This is a genomic window from Paraburkholderia gardini (assembly GCF_907164575.1).
Lineage (GTDB): Bacteria > Pseudomonadota > Gammaproteobacteria > Burkholderiales > Burkholderiaceae > Paraburkholderia > Paraburkholderia gardini.
Window position 1 is genome coordinate 1 of sequence record NZ_CAJQYY010000049.1, and the last position, 17149, is coordinate 17149.

The window sequence follows — 17149 nt, forward strand, 5'->3', positions numbered from 1 at the left end:
TAGGCTTTCATTCACCCTGATTTTACCGCCCCCGGACCATGTCTATAAGAATCAGATAACACGACAAGTAGTCTGACGCCGGGGGCGGGGGGGACACAGCGCACGCCAACGGAGCGCATTTGACTCACATTGGCAACTGCCGTCAACGGCGCTCTGCGCCGAGAAAGTCCGGCGCCTATCGCTGTCGCGACATCAGTGCTGCAGACGACGCGAAATGACGAGGATGCAGCCATAATGCGCGGACAATGAGCGTTAACGTCATAGCACTACGCAGGGAGGATATGACGCAAATCGTGTTTGAGAGGAAGATTCAGCGTTGACTTTGTATGCCGTCTGGACCGCCTCCCGATTCAGCGATTACAACTCGGGGATCGCAACCTGCGCGGTCTTTCCGCTCATGATGCCATCGAGATTGCAACTGTCATTGACGGCAATCAAGGTCTGCGGATCTGCGGGAACCGCACAGATATTGAAGTCAACCCCATGACCGAAGCTCACACGTCCCATCTGGCCATATGGAATCTTTACTTTCTTTGAAAAGGTCGCATTGTCCGTGAGGACAGGGATGTCATCCGGGATTGCGTCCGTGATGACAGTATTGCCCCAGTTCATCTGCTGTTTCCGGCCCAAATCATAGTTGAGTTCGACCGCCACGGTTGCGGCGTTCTTGTCAGCGTCGATCAAGGTCATATGACTGATGACCTTTGCGACGCCCCATGCGCATGACGTCATTTCAGCATTGCACTTGCGAACGTCCATCAAAGGTCCCACGCTGACGTATGTCGTGCCCGGCTTTCTCACCTGGGTATCGCCAGAACCTTCTCCCCGTTTGCTGGCAAAAAACGGATTCTGTGCGCTGACGAAGGTTGTGACGCTGGTTGCCTGGTGTGCAGTAGGCGCGAAGTTCGCGCATCCCGCGAGAATAGATGTCGCGAGCAGGCACAAAGATGCGCGGCGATAAGTCGTCTTCAACTTGAATTTCCTTGTCGTTCATGATGTACAACTGGATATCGGCAACAAGGTCCGAATACTTCAGGGTGAGTCGGCTGTGATCGGTCGAATGTCAGTACTGTGCGCGTTAAAAGCCCGGTCGAGTTGTATCGCCGTCCTCCCGCACGGTTTCAGCGTGTCGCTCGTCATCTTCCGCGTGGGGATAGATGCCCGTCGTCTGAATCGATGCATGGCGCATATTTTCTGTATGAAACGCAGGTCTGTACCTGCATCGGCCTGATGCGAAGCTGCACTGTGGCGGAGCCAGTGGGTCGACGCCCGTCGCAGCGTTGCCGCGCCGGCTGGATCGGTCGTCGCGAGCATATCGGCAGCACGCCGGAATATTTCCTTGACGATCAGATACACCGCTGCCGGGGTCAGGTGTCTCTGCGGGTCGCCTGTGACGCTCATGACTGCAGCGGCCCTTTCGTTCCCTGACGGCGTCGGTGGCAGCCCATGAAAAACCCGGTACCGCGCGAAGTCCGCCATCAGCGCGGCGCTCACCGGCACCGCTCCCTCGGCGCCACCCTTCCCCACCACGTGCAGCCACCAGTTACCCCGCCGCTAATAGAAGTCGGCGGCCTTTGCATGCGCCGCTTCCGAGACCCGCAGCCCTGTGTGGTACAGCAGGCGGATCAGCCAGCGGCTGCGCTCGTAGTGCTGGTGATCGCGCGCGGTGAGCCGCGGCTTCAGGTACGTGAGCTGGCATCGCCATGGCAACAAAACGACTGAGAGTCGCTCTTGGGCGGCTTCACGCTTTCTGGGCAGTTGAGGCGGAAGGGGTTTTCACGGTGAAATTGCTACGACAATGCACGGGGCCAATGCGCTCCAAGGCCGCGCCCATGCAAGAAACAACTCCTTCCTGCGGCGGACAGCTAATGGGGCGGCGCGGAATCAATCCGATGCGGTCTCTGCACTTCCGATGATTTCCCTGCTTCTTCCGACACGCCGGACAACTTCGGAGCCGCGCGCCTCGACCGCTCGATCCTCGCGTTGCCTGTTGCAACGGTGGGATCACCAGCCAGAATCTGGATCTCCATTAAATTCGCGCTTGGCAACCTCGATCACCCGTGTCGGGTCAGTTATGAAAACGTCTGCAGGCAGCGCGCCGTTAAGTAGCGAGTGCGGCGAGTAAAGCCAGAATGCGCGCCGCCATCCCCCGGCATCATCTGGAACGGGCAAGTTCTCGAACAGACTCGCGATCCCGGGAAGTAGCGCACAATTTAAATCAAATTGAAACCATGGATACACGTACCGATGCTGCGCGTCAGACCACACCCCGAGCAAGGCACCGGAAATGCGCAAATCACGGATATGTCCGACAGCATCCTGATCGCGCGGGACACCGATTAGCTCTGCGACCCGCGAGTCGTCGGGCCAGCGATTTGCGAGTAGCTCATCGCGAAAAGCAAGCACAGCATCTTTGGGTGTGGGCATATGCCTCGCCTTGACAAGGTCGGCAGGAGGACCGGCACCGCGCAGTACTGCGAGTGGCTGCCCTCGCTTGGGCATGGCCCGTGGCGAGGCAATCCGGTCGAGCAACGTCTATGCTTCCTTAGTGGCTAGCCGGTGCGGCGGCAACCTCTCCGAATACGAACGCGCACACCAGATCGTCCGGCGGCTGGATGTGCCGGTCGGCGCGTGAACAGGGTCTCATTTCGCCGCTATCCGTGGAGTACCACAGGCGCAATACGGTTTCGACCGGCTCCTTTTCGCGCCAGATGCCCGTAACCTGACGTAAACGTGCGGGGCCGTTTTCAGCCACGAGGTCCAATACATACACGCTGAAACTGGCGGGTTCGATCTGTGCGGCGAGTTCCATCAAGGCGTCCGGCCCACCAATCAGCCAACCATCCGGCAGGTCGATGCCATCGCTCACGTTGTGCGCGCTCACAACAAGAAAGTTCAGAACCTCGTCGGTCCAGCCGACACACCGCCACACCTGATAGGGCTGGGCGATTGCTTTCCTGACTGGGTGCGACTCCGCCCAGCTCGTATCAGTGACCAACATCTACACTCCTTAAGTTAATTCGATCGCCCACGTCTCCACGTGGTCCTTGTATTCCATACGTATCCCTGTTCTGCAGCATTTCCGCGAAGGTAGTAAGAGCGCCCTTCTCATTGCCGTTGAGTCGGATGTCCATCAGCCGGTCTTCGCTTCACCAGACGCTACCAAAATGTGTCCGGAAAGCCGAAACCCCAATCAGCACAGGCCGACCAGCCCTTCAAGATCGGGCTAATTCCTAGTGAACTGGGAAGACAAATTATAGCGTCAAAAGGACAGTGCTCCCATTTCACTGGGAGCAGAATTTGGAAGCAGTCGAAGCCTTTGGGGCGGTCCTGCGCAAGCGCCGTCTTGCGGCGGCGCTGACGCAGGAGCAATTCGCCTTCGAGGCCAACATCCGGCGCAACTACGTCAGCATGCTTGAGTTGGGCCAGCACCAGCCGACACTCAGCATGCTGTTCACTCTTGCGGCCGCGCTACGCTGCCATCCAAGCGACCTGCTGCTTGAAGTGGAAGAGTGGCTCGCGAAGGCGCACAGGAAAGAACGGCGAACACCGATCCGGCCAACGCGACGACGCGCACGCGCAACCAGGCGCACGCCAGAATGAAGAGACGTTCCGGCCGGGCCTGTGAAAGTCACTCGCTGCTGCCGCCGACGTTGGGAGCCGTGCAAAAAAGCGTTTCCCGACAGCATGAACATCGCTGCGCCATGCCGACGGTTCATTTGGGCGTAACCGCTGGAAACCGGTTACGCGAAGAATGGGAAGTGGATCGCACCGGACCAGGATATCGCTTTCCCACTCACGGCTCGTGCGACTTTCCTCCAGAGGCAATCAGGGCTTCGGGGTAAGCCTTCGGCCGCCCTCTTCCTAGGCTGACCAGCGCTTGCCCGGGCTCAGCTGATCCGCGATGACCCTAGCTCGCGCCCCCATTCATGTCCGCTGCTCTCGCCCAGATCGCGCACAAGTCTGACCACCTTGGCTCGTGTACAATGTCGCAGCAGTCCTAGGAGACGATCGGCACGCAGGTTCCGCAGCGAATCAGCCAGATGCAGTGCCTCCTCCAGCGATTGCCCCTTTTCGCCGTGCTTGCCAATGTCGCTGGCAAGCTCGAGCAGCGCAAGTTCGGGTACTCCCACACGTCGATCTAGCGGTGGAACAGTTTGCGGTTTGCCGGCGTGTCATCCAGCAGGTACATCACCCAGTCGTACTGCACCGTCAGCGACTTCGATACGCGACGCGTCTCGCGCTAGGTCATCAGCAGGTCCAGACTCTCGTCAGCCCGCAGTGGCCGGTGCGAGTCGAAGTCGCTCTTCGGCGGCTTCGCGAAGCGCGCGTTATACGCTGCCATAAAGGCGGGCGCATAGGCGTTGGCGTCGGCGATCGTGCTGATGCCGCGCAGCCGCAGTTCCTTCACCAGCCGGTCCTGCAGTGTCAGGTGCGCGCGCTCGACGCGGCCCTTGGCCGGACTGTTGTTCGCCCAGAACGTGTCGATGTTCAACTCGTACATCGCGCGGCCGAACTGCGTCACGCTGCGACCAGTCTTGCTGGCTGCCGTGCTGCGAAACACGCTCACCTTGTCGCTGTACAGAGCGACCGGCTTGCCATGCTGCTCGATATACGCGCGCGTCGCCTCGAAGTAGCTGAACGTCGATTCGCTCGCCGTGAAATGCTGGCGCATCAGCCGGTTCGTCGCGTCGTCGACGTACACCGGCAGCGTGCAGGCCGAAGCCCGCTCGTTTCTCCGCCACTTAGCCGCACACGGGATCGCGTTGATGTAAGAGCAAATTCCCATCTGTCATACCAAACCAAGGTTTATCGAACCAATCCAGCAGAAGCGCGTCCCTGCCAGCAAGTGAGCCTTTTATTTCGCAAACCTAATTTATATTTCCGCACGCGGCGGATCGTGCGCGTCAATATTAAGTGTGCGGACCGCACACTGCCGCCAGAGTTTTATTCAATGAAAACAGTCTTCTGCTGGCGAATTTCACAATGCAGTATGAGAAGTTCACGCCTTTCTGTGCGAAATAAACTGTTCGGCATAAGTGCAGGCGTTTATGCACGCCCAGATGAAACCCCGGGGCGACGCGTTTTCCGGCGACCGGGTTTGAGCAATGCACCCCGGTGGTCAGATAAGAATAGTTATCTGACCACCCGTGTGTGATTTCACATTCGCCTGAGGATGACCAGCCCGGGCAATCATGCGGCGACGCAAGTTGCGATCTTAGGGTGCGTTAAAAAATTGCAGATAATGAAAACTTATGCGGATATACTGCAACCAGATAACGCAACCTCAGGTAGCCGATGAGCAACAGGACAGTCCAGCGGTTGATGCAGGAAAGCCGGCGCGGTCATCCGGTGGATTCCGACCAGCTCCGGCATATGGGGATCAGCGCTGCGCTCGCGGCGCACATGGTCAAAGCCGGGTGGCTGCAACGGCTCTCGCAGGGCGTCTACCTTCTCACCGGGGACACACCGACACGGGACGGTTCGATCGCGTACCTGACTCGCTGCATTGCGGGGCTTCACGTTGGAGGCAAAACAGCACTGGCCTGGCAGGGCGTGCGTCACAACATCGCGTTTCGCGAAAAGGTTGTGCTATGGGGCCAGAAGCCTTATCGCATCCCGTCCTGGGTCGGCCAGCACCTGGTCTACTCGTTCCAGACCACCTCCTTGTTTGACGACGACCTGCCCTACGACAAGGGCCTAAAGCCGCTTCCCGCTGGCGACCCGGAGGTCAAGGTGTCGGTGCCCGAGCGGGCGATCCTGGAACTCGCCAGCGACATCGGCAAAGGTCAGTCGCTTGAAGAGGCGAGCAATCTGTCGGCGAGCCTGCGGAACCTGCGCGCCGACGTGCTCGACGAATTTCTGGGCCACTGCCATCGGGTGAAAGTCGTCAGGCTTGTGCGTGACCTCGGACGAGAGGCCGGCTTTGTGTGGGCTCGGGGACTTCAGAAGCATGTGGAGCGTCTTGGCGCCGGGACAAGATGGTCGAATCAGACAAAGAATGGGCGGATAACACTCAAACCGGAATGAGCATAATGGCAAATTCCGCATCCATTTGCCTGCCCACAAGGCTACGCGCATCAATCTCGCGCGGCCCTGCGGACGGGCGCCCTATATTATCTTCGGCGGTAAATGTACACATGTTGCCCGCACCCAGCGGCTCGCCACCTGCTCTGACATATGGCAGCCGGCACCTGCAGTCATGTTGAAGTTCAGGAGTCGAACCCTCCGCGACCTCCCTATCGGATTTCACAAGCATTGATGGCAAATACAAACTTAGTTCGCCCCAGCCGCGACGGCGACCAGTTTCATTACCTTTGGGCAGCTAGACGTTGCCTGAAGCTACTCTCCGCTGACGGTGGCCTGGTGGCCGTGAGCATCGAAGGGCCATCGCCAGACGAGCAACGAAATGCCGAGCCGATCCAAGCTGGCGAAGAGCTGATCGACATCGCCGAGTATTTTGGAAGCGAGAATATCGACGAAGCGCTGCTGGTGCGTTACATGCAACTCAAGCACTCGACCTTGCATGCAAATGATCCATGGACGGCAAGCGGACTGGAAAAAACCATTAGGGGTTTCGCAAAGCGATTTGCCGAATTGCAACGAGCCCATGCGCAAGCCAACTTGGCGAAAAAACTGGAGTTCTGGTTCGTTACGAATCGACCGATCAGCACAGACGTTGTTGAGGCCGTTGCCGATGCCGCGGCATGCGCAACCCCGCGCCATGAAGGCGAACTCCGAAAGCTCGAAAAATTTACCAAGTTAGAAAAAAGTGAACTTGCAGCATTCTGCCAGCTGCTCCACTTCGAAGATCACCAGAATGGGTACTGGGATCAACGCAACATCCTATTTCAGGAGGTCAGTGGCTATTTGCCCGATGCCGATGTCGATGCGCCAACCCAGCTGAAAGAGCTGGTTACCCGTCGAGCTCTTTCCGAAGGAGAGCAAAATCCCACGATAACCAAGATCGACGTATTGCGCGCGCTGAAGACTGATGAAAGTCTACTTTTCCCGGCAAAGTGCCTCATCGGAGATATTGATGATGCTGTTTCCCGCGAACAGGAAGCCGATATCATCAATCACATCATCGGTGCGACGAATCCAGTTATCGTCCACGCTTCCGGCGGGGTGGGCAAGTCGGTCTTTGCAACGCGGATTGGCAACAAACTTCCTGCCGGTTCAGTCTGTGTTCTCTACGACTGCTTTGGTAACGGACAGTACAGAAGTGCTACTGGCTATCGTCACAGACATAAGGATGCTCTCGTTCAGATTGCAAATGAGCTAGCCACAATAGGTCTGTGTCACCCTTTAATCCCTACCATACATGCTGACACATCGGCATATGTTCGCACGTTCATTTACCGATTGAGTCAAGCGTTGAAAATCGTACGATCGGCCAACCCAGACGCGCTCCTTTGCGTGGTTGTCGATGCGGCAGACAATGCACAAATGGCGGCTGAGGAGATAGGTGAAGCGCGTTCGTTCGTTCGCGACCTCATTCGCACGGACATTCCTGACGGTGTCCGCCTTGTCTTTTTATGTCGCTCACATCGCCAATACCTTCTGGACCCGCCTATCGGATCAGTATCAATCGAGCTGCGTCCCTTTAGCCGCAATGAGACGGCAGCTTTCTTGCAAAAGGTATTTCTGGATGCCGGTGAACATGACATCGATGAATTTCATCTTCTAAGCTCGCAGAACCCACGTGTACAGGCCTTGGCATTGTCGCGGAAATTGCCGCTGCCGGATGTGCTGCGGCTACTCGGCCCTAACCCCACGAGCGTGGAAGACACCATTTCGCACTTGCTGGATGGCGCCATTGCGAAGCTCAAAGACGCTTCGGGCTCGACCGAAAAGGAGCGAGTAGAAAAAATCTGTGCAGGTATGGCAGCACTGCGGCCATTAATTCCTATACCTATTCTCTCGGCGATGTCAGGAGTCGAGCAGGAAGCAATCAGGAGCTTCGCTTACGATATTGGTCGCCCCCTGCTTGTGACTGGCGAGACTATTCAGTTCTTGGACGAGCCCGCCGAAACGTGGTTCCGGGACAAATTCAGACCCACTGCAGAGGGATTGGCGGACTTCGTCACCAGCCTGAAGCCTCTGGCAAACAGAAGTGCGTGCGTTGCTTCCATGTTGCCGCAATTGATGCTGGAAGCAGGCCAATTTCGCGAACTTGTAGACCTCGCGCTGTCTTCGGCCGCCCTCCCCGAAGGGAATGCGCTTGAAAGGCGTGACGTTGAGTTGCAGCGTTTGCAATTTGCGTTGAAAGCGGGCCTAAGATCGCAGCGCTACGTTGAAGCTACAAAGCTCGCCTTGAAAGCCGGTGGCGAGACGGCAGGTGACGATCGGCAGCGAAAGCTGCTCCAGGAGAACACCGATCTCGCATCCGATTTTCTCGAACTTGAGCCCATTCAGGAAATCGTGTCCCGTCGCACCTTTGGTGCCGGATGGATTGGCTCTCATCATGCATATGAGGCGGCGCTTCTTTCCGGTCGGAAGGAGTTGACGGGAGAGGCACGAAGCCGGTTACGTATGGCTCACGAGTGGCTGCAGAACCGGTCGCGCTTAACGACTACCGAACGCGAGAAAGAGAAGATATCGGATCATGATGTCGTTGAGCTTACGCTTGCGCATTTGAATATTCATGGTGCAATAGATGCAGTAGAGAGCCTGGGACGCTGGAGACCGCGCGAAGTCTCATATCGGGTTGGGAGAATCGTCGTTCGACGGCTTATTGATCACGGGCGTTGGTCCGACATCGACGAAATCGCACTCGCATCGAAAAAAAATCTTTGCCTGGCACTCGCTATCGCGGCCGAATTGCGGGAGGTAAGCAGGACACCTCCTGACAAAACAACGCAACATGCACTTCGTCAACTTTCGAAGCTTCGTGTCGATCTTGACAATCGCGGCGGCTGGGATAACCGTGAGGCCGTACTCGACGCGGTAACGGCTCTAGTCGAAGCCGCGTTGAAAAGAAATCTATGCACGCATCGCGAAGCAGTCGTGGTGCTCGCCCAGTACTTGCCGGCCGAACCGCCGCGAGCGCTTGCATCACGGTTCTCCAAGGCTCGTTTCCCCTTGCTCCGAGCTTACTGTCTTCAGGCTGCCCTCGAACGAAAACCAATCGGGTTGACCGACATCGCCCACTCCGAGCTTAGAAAGGAGATTGAAAAGAAGAACGAGCATGCAACGTCTCGCGAGCTGCGAGAGTTCCGGGAGGATATCGGCTCCCTGCTCCCTTGGCACACGCTTTGGGCGTCGTGCCTGCTCGGTCTGATAGAGAAGGAGGACGTTGCAGATGAAGTCGAGAAGGCGCATGAAGCGTCTGCGAAAGCCGCGCCAGACAGATATCGGGAAGCACCTAGTACCTCCAACGAAATCGCCCTACTTCGAATGGATATTCTGCACCATGCCGGAGCCACTGACGAAGTGGCCCTGGCATCATTCAATCGTTGGAAGGGACAGCTTCAGCGGCCACTGTCCACCTTAACGCTCAACGCGCTTTGTAGATTGTGCGCACAACGGGACGAGACGAAAGCTGCTGCACTGATCTACGCCGTGGAATCCTACACGCTCACGAAAAACGAACGCTCCGACGCGGAAAGCAAATCGCAGGACTATCTTGAGGTTACCCGCGCCATCTTCACGACGAGCAGAGCCGATGCACACGCATATTTCAATGAGGCGATGGAGGTTGCGGGAAAAATCGGCGATGAGAATCTCGCACGATGGGATGCCATTCTTGATCTCGCCGATCGCGCCTCGCGCATCGATCGCCCTGTGCCCAAAATCGCCTACCAGTTCGCACGATGTGCTGAATTGACCTACGACTACGTCGTGCGGGATAAGCATTTCGCCTGGAACAGCACGGTGAGAGCCCTCTGCGGATTGTGCCCCTCCTCGACCATCACCATCTTGAGCCGGTGGCGGGACCGGCAGTTTGGTTGGCACGAGAGGCTATTGCCAGTCGCTGTTGAAAAACTGATTGATCAAAACTGCGCCGACCCTCGTGACGCCCTTCCATTGATTGGTTTCCAGGCGCAGTGGGACTACGACAAGCTTCTCGATGCGGTATTGGCCAAATCATGTAGCGCGGAAGAAAGAGCTTTGGCCAGCAGCATTTTGTATCGCTATGCACGGTTCTCTGTCTTTGCTTCGTCAGCACTGAAGAATCTTCAGCAAGTCGCAAGAAGGCACAACGTCACTCTGCCGGGCCTGGCTGACGCGATTGCATCGTCTGAGCAAAAGGAAGCTGCGGGCAACAACGAGAGAACTCGCTACGAAACGCCGCTGTCTGCGGCGAGCGCAAGCGCGCCTTTCCCGTGGCAAGATATCTTTGCAGAACTGGACGTCACAACGACGGACGGTCTATCTCAAGCCTACCTGAAGTTCAAGCAAACCGACCCGCCGTGGAGTCATGACAGCTTCTTCATGGAGGCCATGCATCGGATACCGTTGGGAGCGGAAGCCCGTTTCATTGAGACCGTTGCGAGAGCCCCGGAGTTCGACCTTTACAGCTTCAGACATTTTTTGGAGCGAGTTCCGGAAAACTGGAAACTGCGGCCAGCCGTCTCCCGGGCGCTCGCCAGTGCCTTGAAGGAGATTTGCCGACGTTATTACATGGAGATCAGAAAGAGTCGCTATTACGAACTATTTCCCTTCGAACTGGCCTGCGCAAAGTCAGGCGTAAGCCAAGTCGAGATCGTCGACGTTGTGTTGGCCTCGACCGGCGAGACCCCCGAGCTCATCGACACGGGCCGACTCTTTTCTCTTGTCGGACTCCTTGCGATCAAGCTGTCGCACGATGAAGCCTTAGACGCCCTGACATATGGACTCGACCTTTTTAACTTGGCACTGGAAGACAAGGACGGTGATGGACCGTGGCACGATGCTTTTTCACCGCCCAGCGACATTCGGGAAGCGATTGCGGGCTATATCTGGTCCGCATTGGCCTCGCCGGAAGCAGTGCTGCGGTGGGAGGCCGCACACGCCGTCGTCGAGCTCTGTCGCTTCGGGCGACAGGATGTAGTTAATCGCTTGATCAGAATCGCTACTGCTGGAAACGGCGGTCCATTTGTGGACGTGAGATTGCCGTTTTACGCACTTCATGCACTCCAATGGCTCCTTATCGGCCTGGCAAGAGCCTCATTGGAAGCACCATCCGCAGTGGCCCCCTATTTCGGCCAGCTTGTCGATTGGGCCCTGACGAACCAACCTCATGTATTGATCCGTGCGTTGGCCTCGCGCGCCGCGCTCCAGCTTGTGGCAAACGGTTGTCTGGTCGACGAGGACGGCCTCTCCGATCGTCTCAAAAATGTCAACGTATCGCCACTGCCTGTTGTCGAGTCCGATGCCTATGAACGCCGTGCTTCTCGCAAGCGCAACAGGCCCGCGGGCACCGATGAAGACAGCTTTTATTTTGGCATCGACATCGGCCCCTATTGGTATGCTCCGCTCGGCCGGGTGTTTGCCTTGTCCCAGGACGACATTGAAGCCGAAGCGCTGAAGGTCATACGGGAGGATTTTTCCTGTGTTGCGAAAGGACGTTGGGACGACGACGAACGGGCTCGCCGCGACCTGTACGAAGAGCAGCACACGTACCATTCCCACGGCTCATCTCCCAGGGCCGACAACCTCCAGTTCTATCATGCCTATCATGCGATGATGATTGTCGCAGGGCGGCTCCTGGCTACGACACCCACACACCACGACCGAACCTACGACGGGGATGATGGGTTTGCAGGCTGGTTATCGGACCATGATCTCACTCGCCGCGACGGCCGCTGGCTTTGGGATCGGCGTGACCCTGAACCAGATTCGCGGGGTACGTGGCTAGAGCGCGGAAATGACCACCCGGACCGACGGCTCGTGACGGAAGGTGACTTTGAGGAAGCGCTTGGAAACGGCGATAGACTCAATTTGTGGGGACATTGGTCAGAGTCTGATACGCGCCGGGAGCAATCAACGCGTATCTACAGTGCACTTGTTACACCGGCCAGATCGGAAGCTTTGCTGCGCGCGCTCGCCACGACCACAGATGTGCATGATTACGCGATACCGAGTGCCGGTAGTCGCACGGAAATCGATGAAGACGGCTTTGAGCTTAAGGGCTGGGTGCTGGACCACAGTGAGGAGAAGCGGCTAGATGAATACGACCGGTGGGCTGGAGGCGTTTCCTTCCCACCGCCGCGTCCCGCACCATTCATCGCTGAACAGATGCGGATTGAAACAGACCCGGATCTTCGATTCTGGACAGATCAAAACGAAACGCGGGTCATAGAGAGCCAGATCTGGGGCTATTACGACGAAGCGAAGCGCCATGAAAGTAGCAATCCCAATCGCGGCAGCCGCCTTCAGGTGTCGGCATCTTTCGTCACAGCCATGCTGGATGAACTGAATCAGGACCTCATTATTGAGGTGCAAATTGAGCGGCGGCGCCGCTATCAACCATATGAAAGCGGTGAAAAGGATGACGACGAGCGAATCAAAACCATTGCCAAGCTCTACCTTCTCGGAAAAGATGGAAAGTTGCGAACCATCTGACAGCGTATTGGCGCTTGGCCGAAAACTCGTTGAAGAGTTAGGACTGGAACAGTCCGTCGATACACTCGGACGTTGGATGGCCCACTACATTGCCGATCTTGTCACGAAAGCTGAGAGGGCTACCGGGGATGAAAAGAGCGCGGTGGAACGCGAGTGCTTCGCCGCGATTTTGGCATTGTGGAAGCATCGCGCTGAATTACCAGATGGACGTCGTCCGTTCCAGGCACTGGAGCCAGTCATGCGGGCTATCGAAAGCCTCGACCCAGAGAACGATACACCACGCTTCTTTCGTGCAGCCCGCCCCCCGAAGGACGATGCTGCGGAAACGTCGGAGCAAGGTCGATGGTTAGCCTTGGCAGATGGGCTAGACCATTCAGCTAAAATCCTTATCGGCTACTGTCTTGCTGAAGCCGCCGAAGCGACACTGGACAAATCAAAAGAATGGGTAAAACTGGCAACGGCAATTGACGCCGATGGTGTTCCTGAAATCGTCATCCGTGTTCTCTCGTCGACCGCCGACATGATGAAGAAGCCGGACCCTGACGAAGCAATGCGTTCGCTTCTTAAGGACAGAATCCAACGACTACGTGGATTCATGGAGATGGCCGAATCACTAGTCATCACGCTTGAAGAGCGCCTTCAGGCGCTGTCATCTGCAGGAGAAAACACGATTGACAGTTAGTCGTTTTCCGCTTCCGTTGGACGATTTGCATCTCGGTGGCGCTTTCGCTCGCCGGATGCCACGGTCGGTGGCCATGAAAGCCTCCAGCACGTGCGGGATCAACGCCATCGCGTCGACAGCGTCGCCGTTGGTCAGCGCGTGCAGCGCCGCGTAACGGTCGAGGTCGGCTTTCAGCCCAATCGGGCATGAAAAGTCTTCCTAGTGACTGCACGCAGGACCGGATCTGGAAGCCGGGCCTTCGGCGTCAGCGATGTGCAAGACTGGCGAACGCCAGTCCGTTCAGGGATGAGCGAATAGCGACCTGAAACAGCGATCCGCGAAGCGGGGAGGCCACCCTCATTCCATTTCTATTTTGATAAAATGACGGTCTACGGCCATAAAAAACATCGACACCACTGTACGAACGTGACCACGTTGATCTGGGAAACGTGATTAGGGGAGCCATGAGCAGGTTCAAGGAATTCATGAGGAGTGACGCCGGCGCTCGCGCCCGCTATCAAAAACGGAAGCGAAAGCGCATACATATCTATATTGACGATGTTGAGCCGCAGTCAAAGAAAATGCCCGAAGCCGATCGGGATAAGTTCCAAGAGGCTATTGCCGAGCAGCTAACTGCGGTGAGACGATCGACATTCGCAGGCGATGTTGCTCTGAAGATTGATCTCGCGACGACAAGCCGCAACGCACCACAAGCACACACAATAGCCAAGAATCTGCTGGATCTTCTCGGTGCGCGACGCCCGAATGTGTCATGGCCTCGCCAGCACCTCCTGTATAAGGACGATCGGCAAATCCAGGCGCTCTCCGTTTCTTGTCGGCACGGAGAAACTCACCCGGCAATCCGCATCGAGGCGCGGCCATTCACGGCCATGCTCGATGATCTTGAAGTTGCGGCTGAGGCCGCGCGTGCTATCGAGATGAACCTCGACTATCTCTATGAGCAAGACCGCGAGGCAGACTGGATCAAAACGTTCCGTGATCTCAAAGACAACGAGGCGGACAACCGGCACCATCTCGGCAACCGTCTATACGACGCCTACCTGAAAATGACGCGATGGCACGCGCAACGGGCGCTGCTCATGAAAAGCGGTGTCGGCACCCCCGTGCTGCATTGGATGTACGGTCGCCCGAAAGGCATGGCTACTGGCTTTCGGAAGGAAATGTGGGCGCAGCTTGTAGGCGAGTCGAAGCTTCGACTCCAGATTGGAGAACTGCCGATTGCCGCTGGCAGTTCGGGCGTGTTCAAGCAAAACGTGCTGAACGAAATTGCCGCCTTCAAGAAGCGCTGGGATTGGCTCATCACCCCCCTTGTCGTTGCGGTGGCTCTTGAAGTCGTCATTCGGCCCAATCCGGCAACCCCGCCAGCCGTGCTTCATGACCTCGACAACATTGTCCGGGACTATCTTCTTCCCGGCATCGTTCCTGAGTTCGGTACTGTATCCGATCAACGTTGGACGATCAATTTCGACGAATTACAGAGAACCAGCCCCGAGATTGCAGCGGCTTGGGGCGCAAATCCGACGCCGCCGCCAGGAACAAGATCAGGCGTCACCCGGTACGAAGCGTGGCGACTTCCTGCTGTTGCGGACGAACCGGGTTTCGTCAGCGTGGCCCTCATTGCAGACGTGGACGGGAATGGCGATCGCATGGACGAAATTGATAACAGCATTGAGAAATGGGCGCGCCCTGGTGGTCGCCAGTATCGATACTAAAAAAAGGGCGCTAACGCACCATCGCGGGAACGACAATCGCAGCGCCGCAGACGGGAATACCAAGGTAAGGGGCACAGCAGAAAGAAGTGCGTCGCCCGAAGGGCGACGATCTGCCTGGGCCGCAGCGCATCGCGCGCGTGGATACGCAGGCGTTTCTCCTCCCAGCAGTTCTGGCCTGCTCGATCGGCAAGCCGCTGAGCGAGAACGATGTTAGAGCAGCGCGATCCACAAAGGGGAGACGCAGAACGCGACAGCGACCGCGCGCGACTAAGATAGCCGGGAATGGGTTGTTCTTCTGAAAATCAAGAGGGATGCTGATGGGAAATCTATACAAGAGCACGCTTAAAAGCGGCTCAATCATGAGCGGCCATTACAGATATTCGGATGTATTTCAAATAATCGAAAGCACGAAGAAAAGCTCAATCGGCAATGGAAAATATCTGGACATCGAGTACAACCAGGCGTATGCCAATGTGTACTCCAACAGAGCAGAAACGAATGATCCCGACAAAGCTTTCCATGAAAACAGGATGCGCGAGCGTGCGCATCTCGATTTTCTTAAAGAGCTTCTCTCCCTCCTATCCATCGTCACGAATCAATACTACGATCTCGATTTCGACGGGGCACGAAATATCAGGCCATCCGATCAGGAGAAGATTGATGCATTTTCCGACACTTCATCATCCCTGGAGATCAGAAAGGACTCCGGCCGGATAGTACAGAAGCAAAACTTCACCATGAGCTTTGTTTCGATTCATCCTGCCGCCGATGATTTTTTCAAGAATTACTTCCAACTGGACTCGGAGGCAAGATCAAGATACAACGCATCAATATTCCTGTATCAAGGGATGCGCAAAATTTTTCTCACTTCGGCCAGCATGGCTATTATTGGCCTTATTTCCTCCATTGAAAATCTGATGGATTTTGAGAGCAAAAAATCCGATAAAAGACCAGGCCAATGCGAAAAATGCAATCAACCCATCTATTCGATATCGAAAAGATTTAAGGAATTCATGCAGAGATTTTCCGAGTTCAACCTAGAAAACCCTAATAGCCTTCTAAATAAATTTTACTCAAGAAGAAGTTCGATATCTCACGCCGGCGGGATACTCGAAATTGACCGACTTCTCTCCAAGTTTTCTATGGCGGAACATAGTGAATTCACGGAGATTGAGACCCACGTTCGCATCGCATTATTCAACTACCTGTTGAAGTATGATTTCGGAAATGAAGCAATAGCAACGCAGAGCGACTAATACGCCGTTCCAGTTCCACCCATCGCCATAAACTCGAAGCATTGCGCGCCACCAACGCAGAACATGAAGCGGCTTTGCGGGCCGGGGGCGATCCGGCGACGGCGCGGCTCGAGGACGTCCCGAAGCGCGTCATGTTGCAGACCGACGAGGCACGTGATACTCAGCGACACGTCGAGGCCGCGCTTTCAACAACCCGGCAGCGCAATGAGCATCTCATTGTCGTGCCGAAACCTGCAACTGCTCTCCTGCAACGGCTTCGATGTACAAGGAGGCTTTTGCCACACTTGTGTCGGAAGGTGAAGTGACGACGCAATCAGCGGACGACACGCCCCGGTACCGTAGCCGCTATATGAGCGATACCGATATTGTGGAGAGCCCGAAACAGCAAAAGCTCTTCCTGTTCGACCGTCGATAGATGGTCGATTAGTCGCGCGTCGCTGCAACGTGCCGCCAAAGGCTGCGGCAACACGGAACCGTGGCTTTTCCCTGCGTTAGGGAAGGTGTTGCCCCGCCGATCGGTTCAGCCCGGCGATTCACCAAGTGGCCGCTGGATCGTCCAGGAATTCTTTTCGTGCAGCTGCAATCACCCGTGTCGGGTCGCCGATGAAGATCTCCGCCGGCGCACATTCATCGAGCAAGGCATGCGGCGAATACAGCCAGAACGTGCGTCTCCAGCCGCGGTGATCGTCTTCGCTGGGCAGCACGGCGAGGAGTTCGGCAACCTCCCTCCGGATGTCGCCTGAGGAGTTGAATTGGAAGTCCGGGTAGACGAAGCAATGCCTGGGCACAGACCAGACACCCAGCAGGGCGCCTCTCGCGCGCGCCTGGTGCGCGTACGTCGCAACTCCCGGACGCGGCGCTTTACGGTAAGCGACATTTGGCGGCCGTCTTGACGATCAGAATTTGATCTCGAAGAGGCGTTCGTTGAAGCCCTGGAGGTCAAAGGCAGC

General features: G+C 56.5%; 11 protein-coding genes and 3 pseudogenes. 6 read left to right on the top strand and 8 right to left on the bottom strand.

What is annotated here, in order from left to right; genetic code table 11:
• Positions 1-357 precede the first annotated feature (357 nt).
• From LPA34_RS26160 to LPA34_RS26175, 4 genes and pseudogenes are all read right to left on the bottom strand, one after another.
• Positions 358-972, bottom strand: coding sequence for a hypothetical protein (locus LPA34_RS26160; RefSeq protein ID WP_228983910.1), 615 nt, complete (start codon positions 970-972; stop codon positions 358-360).
• Between the two features lie 106 nt (positions 973-1078).
• Positions 1079-1677: pseudogene (locus LPA34_RS26165) on the bottom strand (tyrosine-type recombinase/integrase); the annotation flags it as partial.
• A gap of 327 nt (positions 1678-2004) precedes the next feature.
• Positions 2005-2427 carry a hypothetical protein gene (locus tag LPA34_RS26170; protein ID WP_228983913.1) on the bottom strand — a complete coding sequence of 141 codons (423 nt, stop codon included), beginning with the start codon at positions 2425-2427 and terminating at the stop codon, positions 2005-2007.
• A gap of 118 nt (positions 2428-2545) precedes the next feature.
• Positions 2546-3001 (bottom strand): hypothetical protein, encoded by a 456-nt coding sequence (locus LPA34_RS26175; protein WP_228983916.1) that lies wholly within the window; start codon positions 2999-3001, stop codon positions 2546-2548.
• A 299-nt stretch (positions 3002-3300) separates the two neighbouring features.
• Here LPA34_RS26175 and LPA34_RS26180 point away from each other — a divergent pair, with 299 nt between their 5' ends.
• Entirely contained in the window at positions 3301-3603 is a 303-nt protein-coding gene (locus tag LPA34_RS26180) for a helix-turn-helix domain-containing protein (RefSeq protein ID WP_228983922.1), read from the top strand.
• 287 nt (positions 3604-3890) lie between these two features.
• Here LPA34_RS26180 and LPA34_RS27125 read toward each other — a convergent pair whose 3' ends face one another.
• Both LPA34_RS27125 and LPA34_RS26185 read right to left on the bottom strand, forming a co-directional pair.
• Positions 3891-4133, bottom strand: a complete 243-nt coding sequence (locus tag LPA34_RS27125) for a type IV toxin-antitoxin system AbiEi family antitoxin domain-containing protein (protein WP_411179037.1) — start codon at positions 4131-4133, stop codon at positions 3891-3893.
• Positions 4134-4144: 11 nt separating this feature from the next.
• Positions 4145-4729 (bottom strand): annotated as a pseudogene (locus tag LPA34_RS26185) (ISNCY family transposase); the annotation flags it as partial.
• A gap of 569 nt (positions 4730-5298) precedes the next feature.
• Between LPA34_RS26185 and LPA34_RS26190 the strand changes: the two are divergent.
• From LPA34_RS26190 to avs3b, 3 genes are all read left to right on the top strand, one after another.
• The gene (locus LPA34_RS26190; protein WP_228983924.1) at positions 5299-6030 is read left to right on the top strand and encodes a type IV toxin-antitoxin system AbiEi family antitoxin domain-containing protein; all 732 of its coding nucleotides are present in this window, start codon (positions 5299-5301) and stop codon (positions 6028-6030) included.
• A gap of 231 nt (positions 6031-6261) precedes the next feature.
• On the top strand, positions 6262-12549 hold the full coding sequence (avs3a, locus tag LPA34_RS26195) for an AVAST type 3 anti-phage nuclease/ATPase Avs3a (protein WP_228983926.1): 6288 nt from the start codon (positions 6262-6264) through the stop codon (positions 12547-12549).
• Positions 12476-13231, top strand: a complete 756-nt coding sequence (gene avs3b, locus LPA34_RS26200; RefSeq protein WP_228983928.1) for an AVAST type 3 anti-phage proein Avs3b — start codon at positions 12476-12478, stop codon at positions 13229-13231. Before avs3a ends, avs3b begins: the two co-directional genes overlap by 74 nt.
• Here avs3b and LPA34_RS26205 read toward each other — a convergent pair.
• Positions 13199-13423 (bottom strand): annotated as a pseudogene (locus LPA34_RS26205) (DUF2274 domain-containing protein); the annotation flags it as partial. The gene avs3b and the pseudogene LPA34_RS26205 overlap by 33 nt on opposite strands.
• A 251-nt stretch (positions 13424-13674) precedes the next feature.
• Here LPA34_RS26205 and LPA34_RS26210 point away from each other — a divergent pair.
• Both LPA34_RS26210 and LPA34_RS26215 read left to right on the top strand, forming a co-directional pair.
• Positions 13675-14943, top strand: a complete 1269-nt coding sequence (locus LPA34_RS26210; RefSeq protein WP_228983930.1) for a RusA family crossover junction endodeoxyribonuclease — start codon at positions 13675-13677, stop codon at positions 14941-14943.
• Between the two features lie 359 nt (positions 14944-15302).
• Complete coding sequence (locus tag LPA34_RS26215; RefSeq protein WP_228983932.1) at positions 15303-16199, top strand: hypothetical protein; 897 nt, start codon at positions 15303-15305, stop codon at positions 16197-16199.
• A 533-nt stretch (positions 16200-16732) separates the two neighbouring features.
• On the opposite strand, the gene LPA34_RS26220 is transcribed toward LPA34_RS26215, so the two are convergent.
• Positions 16733-16903, bottom strand: a complete 171-nt coding sequence (locus LPA34_RS26220) for a hypothetical protein (RefSeq protein WP_228983934.1) — start codon at positions 16901-16903, stop codon at positions 16733-16735.
• Positions 16904-17149 lie beyond the last annotated feature (246 nt).

What these genes read in the sequence shown, in the direction of transcription:
- LPA34_RS26170 (WP_228983913.1), bottom strand. Translation starts at nt 2,427, where the DNA reads ATGCCCACACCCAAAGATGCTGTGCTTGCTTTTCGCGATGAGCTACTC.
- LPA34_RS26175 (WP_228983916.1), bottom strand. Translation starts at nt 3,001, where the DNA reads ATGTTGGTCACTGATACGAGCTGGGCGGAGTCGCACCCAGTCAGGAAA.
- LPA34_RS26190 (WP_228983924.1), top strand. Translation starts at nt 5,299, where the DNA reads ATGAGCAACAGGACAGTCCAGCGGTTGATGCAGGAAAGCCGGCGCGGT.
- avs3a (WP_228983926.1), top strand. Translation starts at nt 6,262, where the DNA reads ATGGCAAATACAAACTTAGTTCGCCCCAGCCGCGACGGCGACCAGTTT.
- avs3b (WP_228983928.1), top strand. Translation starts at nt 12,476, where the DNA reads ATGACGACGAGCGAATCAAAACCATTGCCAAGCTCTACCTTCTCGGAA.
- LPA34_RS26210 (WP_228983930.1), top strand. Translation starts at nt 13,675, where the DNA reads ATGAGCAGGTTCAAGGAATTCATGAGGAGTGACGCCGGCGCTCGCGCC.
- LPA34_RS26215 (WP_228983932.1), top strand. Translation starts at nt 15,303, where the DNA reads ATGAGCGGCCATTACAGATATTCGGATGTATTTCAAATAATCGAAAGC.